At 42.4% G+C, this 11,900-nt stretch carries 10 protein-coding genes and 1 pseudogene; 4 read left to right on the plus strand and 7 right to left on the minus strand.

The window, feature by feature from the left end:
- Positions 1-910: IS30 family transposase (locus SMIDD26_RS09375; protein WP_061439924.1), on the plus strand; the 910-nt coding region annotated here is incomplete at its 5' end.
- A 323-nt stretch (positions 911-1,233) separates the two neighbouring features.
- Here the strand turns inward: SMIDD26_RS09375 and SMIDD26_RS09380 are convergent.
- From SMIDD26_RS09380 to SMIDD26_RS09400, 5 genes are all read right to left on the minus strand, one after another.
- Positions 1,234-2,250, minus strand: a complete 1,017-nt coding sequence (locus tag SMIDD26_RS09380) for a glycosyltransferase family 2 protein (RefSeq protein ID WP_061439925.1) — start codon at positions 2,248-2,250, stop codon at positions 1,234-1,236.
- A gap of 309 nt (positions 2,251-2,559) precedes the next feature.
- A complete protein-coding gene (locus SMIDD26_RS09385) occupies positions 2,560-3,225 on the minus strand; it encodes a potassium channel family protein (RefSeq protein ID WP_050226157.1) in 666 nt (221 codons plus the stop codon).
- A gap of 13 nt (positions 3,226-3,238) precedes the next feature.
- Complete coding sequence (locus tag SMIDD26_RS09390; RefSeq protein ID WP_061439926.1) at positions 3,239-4,618, minus strand: potassium transporter TrkG; 1,380 nt, start codon at positions 4,616-4,618, stop codon at positions 3,239-3,241.
- A gap of 33 nt (positions 4,619-4,651) precedes the next feature.
- On the minus strand, positions 4,652-5,416 hold the full coding sequence (locus SMIDD26_RS09395; RefSeq protein WP_061439927.1) for a nucleoside phosphorylase: 765 nt from the start codon (positions 5,414-5,416) through the stop codon (positions 4,652-4,654).
- Positions 5,417-5,465: 49 nt separating this feature from the next.
- Positions 5,466-6,356, minus strand: coding sequence for a LysR family transcriptional regulator (locus SMIDD26_RS09400; RefSeq protein ID WP_061439928.1), 891 nt, complete (start codon positions 6,354-6,356; stop codon positions 5,466-5,468).
- Positions 6,357-6,474: 118 nt separating this feature from the next.
- Between SMIDD26_RS09400 and SMIDD26_RS09405 the strand changes: the two genes are divergently transcribed.
- Complete coding sequence (locus SMIDD26_RS09405; protein WP_061439929.1) at positions 6,475-7,521, plus strand: threonine aldolase family protein; 1,047 nt, start codon at positions 6,475-6,477, stop codon at positions 7,519-7,521.
- Between the two features lie 93 nt (positions 7,522-7,614).
- On the opposite strand, the gene SMIDD26_RS09410 is transcribed toward SMIDD26_RS09405, so the two are convergent.
- Positions 7,615-8,853, minus strand: a complete 1,239-nt coding sequence (locus tag SMIDD26_RS09410; RefSeq protein ID WP_061439930.1) for a carbohydrate-binding domain-containing protein — start codon at positions 8,851-8,853, stop codon at positions 7,615-7,617.
- A 228-nt stretch (positions 8,854-9,081) separates the two neighbouring features.
- Here SMIDD26_RS09410 and SMIDD26_RS09415 point away from each other — a divergent pair, with 228 nt between their 5' ends.
- Complete coding sequence (locus tag SMIDD26_RS09415) at positions 9,082-9,858, plus strand: polyphosphate polymerase domain-containing protein (RefSeq protein WP_061439931.1); 777 nt, start codon at positions 9,082-9,084, stop codon at positions 9,856-9,858.
- Positions 9,851-10,535: pseudogene (locus SMIDD26_RS09420) on the plus strand (DUF4956 domain-containing protein). Before SMIDD26_RS09415 ends, SMIDD26_RS09420 begins: the two are co-directional and overlap by 8 nt.
- Before the next feature lie 137 nt (positions 10,536-10,672).
- Here SMIDD26_RS09420 and SMIDD26_RS09425 read toward each other — a convergent pair.
- Positions 10,673-11,710, minus strand: coding sequence for an aldose epimerase family protein (locus SMIDD26_RS09425; protein WP_061439932.1), 1,038 nt, complete (start codon positions 11,708-11,710; stop codon positions 10,673-10,675).
- Positions 11,711-11,900 lie beyond the last annotated feature (190 nt).

Consider the following 11,900-nt stretch of genomic DNA (forward strand, 5'->3'; position numbering starts at 1 on the left):
CCTCGCTAAACAAGCTCAAAAACAGTACGAACAAACTCTTGTCGAAGCTCGTGAAGAAACTCCTCTCAATTCCAAGACCTTCTGGGAAATGGACAAAGTCATTTCTGATGGTGTTAAAAAGGGACAACACATCTATCATATCCTCAAAACTCATAACCTTGATGTCAGCTCCTCAACCGTCTATCGACACATCCAAAAAGGATACCTATCTATCGCTCCTATTGATCTAGCCAGAGCCGTTAAATTCAAAGAAAGAAGAAAAAGTAATCTCCCGTCCATTCCTAAAGAAGCTAAAAAAGGCCGTTCCTATGAGGATTTTCAAAACTATTTAGCACTTAACCAGTTGGACTCTTGGCTGGAAATGGATACGGTTATGGGCAGGATGGGAGGTAAAGCTCTACTCACCTTCAATCTATCTTTCTGTAACTTTATCTTCGTTAAACTTCTGGATAATAAAACTGCCCTTGAGGTTACCAAACACCTCTATGACATCAAGAACACTCTTCACCAAGCTGATAAAGATTTCTTCCAACTCTTCCCTGTCATCCTGACAGATAATGGTGGAGAGTTTGCCAGGGTTGATGACATCGAAATGGATGTGCGAGGAGAGAGTAAACTCTTCTTTTGTGACCCTAATCGCTCTGACCAGAAAGGGAGAATTGAGAAAAATCACACGCTGATTCGCGACATTCTACCTAAAGGAACTTCCTTTGATAATCTAACTCAAGAGGACATCAATCTCGTCTGTTCGCATGTCAACAGTGTCAAACGCGCTGCTTTAAATGGAAAGTCAGCCTATGAGCTCTTTGCATTTACCTATGGAGAAGAGATTCCTAAGCTTCTCGGCATTTCTAAAATACCTGCAGAAGACGTCTGTCAGTCGTCTAAATTACTCCAACATAAGTTATAAAAACTAACCTTTAACCCCATTCAAACGTCTCACACTAACTTCCACCATAGCGGAACTTAATCTGAAACGCTTTCAGATGAGGGGATTGTGTGCGCTCTTTTTTTCGATTCATTTTGGCTACAAAAGCGATAAAATCAAGCATGTTTAAAACCAGTGGAACTTACCCTGACACGGATTTCCACTGGTTTTTAGGATTTTTATCAGATTAACTTCTACTTGGATTAGCAGTGGAAGTTAGTTTGGGAATTTACCGGGTATTAAGCGGTAATTTAGCAAAACTTAGCAAAGATTATAATTGCTTTGGAAGTTATTTCTAGACTATATCAATTAAATCCATAAACAGATTTGGTGATTTGATAGACAACATTGGACAGTTTGCGAGCTGGCAAGACAGAATGTTTGGTCAAACGGCTCAACATGGTCTTGCGAATGGCCTGAAAGACTTCTGGATTTTCCTGCTGAATATAGGTCCACAGCTCCCGTTTTTTTGCCAGATGCTCCGCTGTTCCAGCTCGGTTGAGCAGGGCACTGGAAATCACCGTCGTGATTTCAATATGATTCAGCAGATATTCTCGCATTTTGGGGTGGCTCACTTGGGATAAATCAAGCTGGTCTACCAAGAGTCGATTGACCTTGAGTTGCTGGTCAATGCGCTTAATCATCACTTGCTCATTGACAGACTGGTCCTCACGCCCAATCAAATAACGATAGAAATCGACAGGCAGATAGTACATGGTCTTGACCTGCTGAAGGGGCGTAAAGACAAAAAGATTATCGACATAAAAAGTATGTTCAGGCAGTTGGAACTGGCTAGCACGCAACAAATCTGTCCGGTAAATCAGCGAGTGCATCATGATATACTGGCCTTTTGAGAAATTTCCGACCTGATCCCAGCCAAAAATCTGCTGGACAGGCAAGACTGACTCATAACTCATACTCTTCTTACGAGACTGACCTTCCTTTTCATAGACAAAATTGGTCACAAAGGCGTCAACCTCTTGACCCTTGCTCTCAAGTTCCTGCAAGGTTTCCAAAATTTTCAGGTAAGCACGAGGATCCACCCAGTCATCACTGTCAACTACTTTAAAATAGCGCCCAGAAGCCTCCGCCAAGCCGCGATTGACCGCACCACCATGACCCTTATTTTCCTGATAGATGGCTCTAACGATGTTAGGATACTTGTCGGCTAAACGCTCAGCGATTTCCTGAGTCTGATCCTGAGACCCGTCATTGATAATCAAAATCTCAACTTGCTCACCACCAATCACTAGCGACTCCACACAGTAATGAAGATAGGCTGCAGCATTATAGCTAGGAATGGCGATAGACAATAACTTCATAATCTGCTCCTTTAGGGGACTGATTTTTTCTTATACTCTTCGAAAATCTCTTCAAACCGCGTCAACGTCGCCTTGCCGTATATATGTTACTGACTTCGTCAGTTCTATCTGCAACCTCAAAACAGTGTTTTGAGCAGCCTGCGGCTAGTTTCCTAGTTTGATCTTTGATTTTCATTGAGTATTACTCTCTCTTGTCACTTCTTTCTATTCTACCATAAAGTCCAGCCTTTGAAGAACTTTTACTAGAATACAAGGGGGTCTATCTCTATTTGCCATCTTAGGCATCAAAAAAGAGGGAAGTTCCCTCTTTTACGAATTTAATGCTGCCAGGGTATCCAAATACTGGTTGTTGATGACTGCCAAAATATAGGTATCTGCCTTCAAAAGATCATCTGGTCCAAATTCAACATCCAATGGGGAATTTTCCTGCTCTCGGAAGCCCAAAATATTCAGATTGTATTTGCCACGGAGGTCTAATTCACTCAAACTTTGACCTGCCCAAGACTGAGGAATTTTCATCTCCACGATAGACACATTTTTATCCAACTGAAAGACATCAACACTATTATGGAAAAGAATGGTCTGTGCTAGGGACTGCCCCATTTCATACTCTGGCGAGATAACCGAGTCAGCTCCAATCTTTTCTAGCACTTTCTTAGCTGTATGGCTTTTGACCTTGGCAATAACAGTCGGTACCCCCAAACTCTTACAGTGCATAACCGCAAGCACACTCGACTCCAGATTTTCACCTGTCGCGACTACAACGGTATCGCAGGTATCAATCCCTGCTGATCTCAATAATTCTTCATCTGTGATGTCACCAATCACTCCACGCGCCAAAACTGGCTCAAACTGATTGATGCGCTCTGCGTGGTCATCAATAGCGATAATATTCATATCCTGCTTGGCTAGGGCAGCTAGAACACTGCTCCCAAAAATTCCCAAACCTAAAATTCCAATCGTACGATCTGACATGCTCTTTCCTTTCTTAACCAATACTAATATCTGCTTTCATATAGTGAATCATATCTTTCTTTTCTGGATGGTAATCTGCTAGACTGACCAGCAGGGTCAAGGGACCAATTCGTCCGATAAACATGAGAACCATAATCACACTTAGAGCTAATTTCCCTAAATCTGGAGTTAAATTTGCCGTCACTCCGACTGTTCCAAGAGCAGAAATGGTTTCAAATATGAGGTGGATAAAGGGAGGATTTCCCTTGGCTGTGATCCCTAATAAAATCAAGCCCAGCAAGAAGGTCATCAAAAAGATAATAAAGACACTAAAGGATTTTTGAACCGTTCGCGGCGCAATCGTCCGTCGAGCGACATTGGCATGAGGTAAGCCTAGAAGCTCACTTCGTGCAAAGACCAAAAGGACAAAAAATGTCGTAATCTTGAGCCCCCCAGCTGTTCCTCCTGGAGCCCCACCTAGAAACATCTGCAAGATATAAATCAATAAGGTAACAGGACGAGCCAGACTGTAATCAATTGTCCCAAAACCAGCCGTTCTCATGCTGACAGTTTGGAAAAAGCTGACCAAGACCTTATCTGCAACAGGGAGATTGCCAATCGTCCCTGCATTGTTCCATTCAAGAGCCAGACTGCTCACCGTCCCAAAAGCTAGTAGCCCCACCGTCAGTAATAAAACCAGTTTGGTGTGAAAATGCAGGCGCCCTTTTTTCTTTTTCCCTATATGCGTAGCAAGGTCAAACCAGACCATAAATCCAAGACCACCTGTGATAATCAAGCCTGCGATGACCAGATTGACCAAGGGATCAGTCTGAAAAGCAATCAAGCTCGTACTTCCAAAATTATCAAAACCTGCATTACAGAAGGCGGATATAGCTAGAAAAATAGCACTAAAGAGACCGCGCCCCCAGCCAAGTTGAGGAACAAAACGAAAACTGAGGAATAGAGCTCCCAAACCCTCAACCAAAAAAGTCGTGAGAAAAATAGAATAGACAAACTTTCTCAAAGATCGAGTCTCTCCATAACTAAAACTATCCTGAATAGTTGCACGGCTACGAAGACTAAGCTTTTGCTTGCTCTGGATATAGAAAACCCCAATAAAGGTCATGAGCCCCAGACCACCAATCTGAATCAAGAACATACAAATGAGCTGACCCCAAATATTGTAGGTGGCAGCGACAGGCTGAGTAAAAAGACCTGTCACACAGACCATGGATACGGTTGTAAAGAGATGGTCGAAATAAGTCGCTCGTGAGCTTTCAACTTGGACAAAAGGCAAGCTCAAAAGAAGAGAGCCTAGTAAAATGACCAAGGCAAAACTCAAAAAAATACGACGGGCAGGCGACAAACGAGATAAGCCTAGCTCTATTTTTTCCTTAGATAATTTGAATAACATACATCCATTGTACCATAAAAAGTAGGAGAGTAGCTATATCTGAAAGGCTATCTCAAGGCAGAGTTCCAAGGCCTTCTCAAAAGCTTGCGAACCCCAGTCACGACTATCGTACTGATCCAAGTCTGCTAAGGAATCAGCTGTAAACAACAACTCTCCCCAGAGAACCCCACGCAATTGAGCTACTGCCGCAAGCGCAGAACACTCCATCTCCACAACAGCACAGCCTTCCTCCTTGCGATAAGCTACCTTTTCAGCCGTTTCTCGGTAAAAACCGTCTGTCGTCCAGGTCATGACTTCTTCATAAGTAATCCCTCTGGCTTCCAAAACTTGCTCAATAGCAGCAATAGCCTCTGGCTGCATTTCCATATAACGAGAAGGTGCCACATAGTGGTAACTGGCTCCTTCATCTCGCAGAGCGCGAACAGGGACTAGAAAGGCATTTTCCTCTATATCGGCTAGCACACCACAGGTACCTGTGGAAATAATCTGCTCCACACCATAGCCAATCAACCAATCCATAAACTGGGCTGCTGGAGCTGAACCGACAGGAGCCTGAGCCAGACAAATCTCCTCGCCTTTGTAGTTGATGACGTAGACTGGATAGGTCTTGGTGGCAGAAACGAACTCACCAACACTGTCCGCCCCTACTTCCCTCGCATAGCGGTCAATCTCCTCACCTAAAAAAGCATAAACACACTTCTTGGGCAACTGCAAATCCAATCTCTCGTGATTGGGCATGATAACCGCCTGAGGATTGTCATCAAACTCTAAAATAGGAATCGCATGTTTCTGAATCATAGCCTGCCTCCTCTAATTTTGTACTATTGTATCAAAAATTGACGGAGTGTCAAGGAGTTGTCTTCAGCAATCCAGAAAGCTCCTCTTCCATGCATTTAAGAAATCGTTGCACTGCTGGAGAGGTCGGTTTCTGTTTTGGCAAAGCAAGTCCAAGTGAGACAAACCGTGGTGGGTTTAGAGGTAACTGGACTACATCTTCTTTCCAATCTTGTGCGACCATAGCCTGATTAAAACTCACTCCTAAACCTGCTTTTACTAACTGATAGGTAGTAAAGCCATCTTTTGTTGTAAAACGTGTTTTTAAATGTAAACCTTCTTGCTCGATTAGTCTGTCCTGATCCGTGTCTTGAGCAGGTAAGGTATGGATAAAATCCTCTGCTTCTAAATCCATTATCTCATATTTAACTTCTCTAGCCTTAGGATGATTTTTAGGGAGCCAAACAAGAAGTGGATCCCGATAGAGTTCTTTCCAACTATAATCCGTCTTGTCTTGAGGTTCTGCACATAAACAGATATCGACAGATTTTTCAGCCAACCACTTAGCTATTTCCTTATTCCCACCCTCCAACAACTTAATCTGTATATCGGGATAGCTTTCTGAAAAGACTTTTAAAAGACGAGGCATCCACATAGAGGATACACTAAAGTAGCAAGCAATCGTGATAGAACCACGGACGACTCCTTTTATATCATCACTCATCTCTTGCGCAATCTGACTAGATTCAACGATTTCCCTGAAATAGGGCAACATCAATTTCCCATTTTCAGTTAAACGAACTCCTTTTTTACTGCGGATAAACAAAGAAAATTCTAATTCCTCTTCCAAACTAGAAATCATTCTAGTGATTCCTGACTGAGTATAGTTGAGTTGTTCTGCTGCAGCTGAAAAAGAACCTGTTTCACTAGCAATTAGAACCGCCTGGCATTTACTTGCATCCATTTTTCACTCCTTTTCTTTTATCCATTCCATTTTATCATATTTGATATGATTTTTTGACGTTTGTGTAATGATTTTATTTCTTGTACAATAAATACATCAATCAAGAAAGAGGTCTCTTATGACAAACAAAAGCCTAAATTTTGCAAATGATTATCTTCAAGGAGCTCATCCTGCGATTCTCAAACGAATCATGGAAACCAACGAAATGGAAATGAGCGGATATGGGAGCGATTCGATTAGTGCCAGTGCTATTGAAAGCATACGAAAAGCCTGTGCTTGTCCGCAGGCAGCGGTTCATTTCCTTGTCGGTGGAACTCAAACCAATCAAGTCATGATTGACAGTCTCCTCCAATCTTACCAAGGGGTGATTGCTGCAAAAACTGGTCATATCAGTGTTCATGAGGCCGGTGCCATCGAATTTGGAGGGCACAAGGTACTCGAACTAGAGGGAACAGATGGAAAATTGACTGCCCAGCAAATCAAAGAAACTATTGAAGACTATTGGGCTGATAAAAATCATGAGCATATGGTCATGCCAGGAATGGTCTATCTCTCTCAACCAACTGAGCTTGGAACTCTTTATTCGAAAGCAGAATTAGAAGCTATTTCTCAGGTTTGTAAGGAAAAGAATGTTAAACTTTTCGTAGATGGTGCTCGCCTTGCTTACGCTCTTGCCTGTCCTGAAAATGATGTTAGTCTTGCTGATTTGTCTCGCTTATGCGACGCTTTCTATATCGGAGGTACCAAATGTGGCGCTCTTCTCGGAGAAGCAGTCGTTATTCCAAATCCGCAACTCCTTCCTCACATGACCACCATAATCAAACAACACGGTGCTCTTCTAGCTAAAGGAAGACTTCTCGGTATTCAATTTGACGAATTGTTTAAAGACAATCTCTATCAAATCATTGGCAAAGAGGCGATTTGCTACGCCAACCAAATTCGTCTAGCTTGTAAAAATGCTGGTCTCCCTCTTTATTTTGAAAATCCAACCAATCAGGTCTTTTGTATTGTGAATGATGAACAGATGAAAAAACTGTCTCAAAAAGTGAGTTTCTCTTACTGGGAAAAATACGACGATACCCATACCGTCATACGTTTTGCTACCGCCTGGTCTAGTCGAAAAGAAGATGTAGAGGCTCTGTGCAGCGTGATTAAAGACTTATAAATAAAAACAAAATCTACTTTTCCAGAATAAGATAGAAAGAAATTACCATGTAAAAAAGGATAGCAATTCTAATTGAATGCTATCCTTTTCTGTTTATCCTCGTCCGCCAGGGGCTGGACCGCCGCCTTGAGGACCTCCATTCGGACCGCCGCCTCCAGGCATAGAATTGACAATATCAGTTTGTTTTTCGCCGTTGATGTAAATATCCCCACCTGTATAGGTTGCTGTTCCATCAAAGTCAAAGCCTGATTGTCCTATCAATTTAATGGTTCCGCCTGTGACCGTGATATTCCCGTTTGAGTCAATTGGGTCTGTGTCCCCTTGACCGACTTCTACAGTTAGATTGCCACCTGTCATGGTAAAGTAAATGTCGCTTTGCTGGGCATTTTTATTAGCTGCATTGACTCCATCATCTGTCGAGTAGACATTGATATCACCACCATTGATCGTAATGGCTTTCCCTTCAATTCCTTCTGTGGAATTCTTGACGGTGTAAGTACCACTATCAATCACTAGATTTCCAGAAGCGTGAATACCATCATCGCCTGCTGTGACTGTTATGGTATTGTTCGCCAAATACATATTTCCAACAGTCATATCGTCATCATTGTCAACTTTGACACCATCTTCCTTGGCATCGATGGTCATGGTCGTACCAGTGATGTTAAGTTCATCATTGACATTAAAGGCATCGCCTACCGATGTAATGTTAAAAGTTCCACCTGTGATGTGGAGGGTGTCGTTAGCCTTGATAGCATTGCTTTTCTTGCCATCTACATTGAGAGTTCCTGAACCATTGATGGTCAAATCAATCTTAGAAAAGAGAGCGGCATTTGCCTTTTCATCACTGTTAGAGCTTGAGTCAGAGAGACTGTTTGTCGTTCCTTCTGCTAAAGTGAGGTAGACATGATCGGCTGATGTCGCTGAAATAGCCGCATCTGTGTTGGTCATGGTCGCGCCTTTGAGAACAAGTTTCACATCATCAGACTTATCAGCTGCAATTTTAATTTGCACTCCGTCAGACTGACCAGAAATGACATAGGTACCTGCTTTTGAGATAGTCACTGTTGAGCCAGAAACTGTCACACCGTCTCCAGAGACACTTGCAGATGAGCCTGACAATTCAATCTTAGAAGCAGTGCTTTCATCATAAGAAGTGTCGTAGTCCCTTTCTGTAAAGTAAGAAGATTGACTGTTTTTAGCTGAAGTTGTGATAGCAGTGGTATCTGCCGCTGCAGTTGTACTTGACTTGGTCGTTGACTGCCCACAAGCTGTCATCAAGGTCAAAGCTGTTAAACTGGTTAAGATTAGAGTCCATTTTTTTGATTTCATACCTTTTTCCTCGCCTTCATTTAGCTTGAGCTTAGTTTACAGGGGAATTCTGAAAAAAATCTGAACTTTTTCTGAAAGTTTTCTTAAATTCAGTTTCAGTTAAGTTATCTTTAACAAAGTTTTAGGAAAATTCCATAGACTAATTACAAGCAAGTTCAACTTGCCCAGACACATATATCTGCTAATAAGATAGAGTGCTGAAACAGTTTGATAAAGGAGGCAGGATTTATGAAACCAATTGAAACAAGCTTTAAACGAATTGAAACCAAATATGTCGTTGCCAAGGGCGACTTGGCTAATTTAATAGAGGACTTAAAAATATACCTCGTCGAGGATGATTATCCAACTTCGACCATTTCCAACATCTACTTTGATACAGAGCAATTTGATATGATTCAGGAGGATGGCCAAGGTACTAAGCGCAAAGAAAAGATTCGGATGCGAACCTATCTCAGTCAAGTCCAGCCTGATAGTCAGGTATTTTTAGAAATCAAATCCAAGGACAGGACTGGTGTCGGGCGAAAATATCGTCTCTTGTCGACTCCCCAGTCTATCACCCAGTTTATGACCAAAGGACAGCTGGATAGCAGCATCAAGGACCAAATGATGATTGAAAAAATCCAGCAACTCCAAGAGGAATATCAGCAAGCCATCATCCCTCGTATGTATATCTACTACGACCGCTTTTCTCTCAAGGAAAAGAAAGAAATTAGCGGTTTTCCCTACAATAAAATTCGTGTCACCATTGACCAAAATCTAACCTATCGTGATGAGAATGTCAGTTTATTTTCAGGAAAGGACGGTTTCCCTCTACTAAACGAGGACATTGTCATCATGGAAATTAAAGCTCCAGGTAGAAAACCCCAATGGCTACAAGATATTCTCGACCAATATGGACTGGTAGAGCAGAAATTTTCAAAATACAGCTGCGCCTACCACAAGTCTCAGGGGCTGGACTATAGCCCACGACCAAGCACAGAAAGTGTAGGTACTACTTATGTCTAATCTTTTCAACTCTATCTTCAACGACACAACTGCCACTGCCAATCCTATCCAGCTCTTTCTGGCTCTCTTGGTCAGCCTGATCTTAGGTTTGGCGCTGACAGTGGGCCTACAAACACCGTACTCTCTATACACGGGAATTTGCGGTTAGTTTGACCCTACTCCCCTGCTTGATGACTTTGGTCATCTTTCTGGTAAATGGCAGCTTAGGAACCTCTATCGCTGTTGCAGGAACCTTTAGCCTCATTCGTTTCCGTTCAGCCACCAGTGGCTCACGGGAACTAATTGCTATCTTCCTTGCCATGATTATCGGGCTGGCAGCAGGGACAGGCTACCTAGCTCTGGCTATTCTCTTCACTGTCTTTATCTTAGCAGTATGGCTTCTTTTAGAAAAGCAACAAAGCAAGAGCAACCACCAACGTCGCAGACTATTAACTATCACAATCGCCAACCAAGAAAAGCAACTCCAAACTATCCAATCTGGGCTATCACAATTCTGTACCGAGTTAGACCTCATCTCGATTGATACCAGCAATGATGGAGAACAAGTCACCACTGTCTACGAAGTGGATTTCAAGGCTCAAACCGATGATTTTCAAGTCATCCATTACCTCACTAAAGAACAAGATACTTACCAGGTTTCCCTGACCAAGAATGCCAAGAAGAGAAAGAATTTGTAGATCAGAATCTCTAAAAGAAACTGGATAAACACTCAATGTGAGAAGAAAAATCATAAGCGCAATCTATGACAAAGGCATGATAGCAACGTTTTTAAACATTTACTATCATGCCTTTTATATAGTAGAAACTCCACTCTTCATTTCACAACAAGTTCATAACGTGTATTACTTGTGAAGGTTTGACCGGCTTTGAGAATGACTTGATCTTTGAGGTCACTGTGAATAGCATCTGGTAAAGCTTGCGCTTCAAGGGCAATCCCATTGTGCTGTACCATTGGCCGACCTCCTATGATGACACTCTCATCCACAAAGTTTGCTGTGTAGACTACAAAACAAGGAGCCTCTGTCTTGAAAAGCAGGAAGCGACCTGAGTTTTGGTCATAAAGGAAACCAGCATTGTCATGACCTGCAGGAAGGGCAAATGGATGATCCAAACCAGATACCAGCTGGATTTGCTCATCTTCTTCTGCAAAGATGTCTTTCAATAAGGCACCATTGTAGATGTGTTTAACCACATCACGATTGGCATCTGGAGTTTTGGCAGGAACACCGTCGGGAGCGATTGGGTAAATGCCCTCTGTGTTTAGTTGGAAGACATGACGGTCAATCGTCTGCGTGAAATCACCAGACAAGTTGAAATAGCTGTGGTTGGTTGGATTGACCAGCGTATCCTGATCTGTCGTTACCTTGTAGCTGATTTCATAGGCACCAGTTTCTTCCAAGTAGTAACTGATCCAGATCTTGAGATTTCCAGGAAATCCTCCTGTCCCATCTGTACGCTCTGTGTAGAGGGTCAAGCCATGGTCGCTCACTTCGACTAGTTCAAACAAGCTCGAATCCCAACCGGTTGAACCACTATGGTTACAGTTGCTAGCATTGTTGACTTCAAGTTCATAGGTTTTGCCATTTAATTCAAAACTCGCACCTGCAATACGACCTGCCACGGGACCTACACTAGCTCCATGCTTGGGACTATTGCCTACATAGCTATCAAAGTCATCAAATCCCAAAATAACATTGGCAAAATTTCCAGCCTTATCAGGTGTGACATAACGCAAGATGGTCGCACCATAAGTCATAATCTCAAGCTGGTAGCCACCATCAGTCTCAAAGCGATAGGCCAAGACATTCTTGCCCTCAACATTTCCAAATACACGCTCTGTGTATGCTTTCATTCTCTTCTCCTTTTACTATTTCTCTCAAGCAAACAAACCATAGAAAGCCTACTGACAATCTATGGTTTACTTGTATGATTTACAAACTCCTTTATCAAGAATTCATAAACACTGTCGTATACTCAATGAAAATCAAAGAGCAAACTAGGAAGCTAGCCGCAGGCTGCTCAAAGCACTGCTTTGAGGTTGT

It is taken from the genome of Streptococcus mitis, from assembly GCF_001579035.1.
Classification (GTDB): domain Bacteria; phylum Bacillota; class Bacilli; order Lactobacillales; family Streptococcaceae; genus Streptococcus; species Streptococcus mitis_J.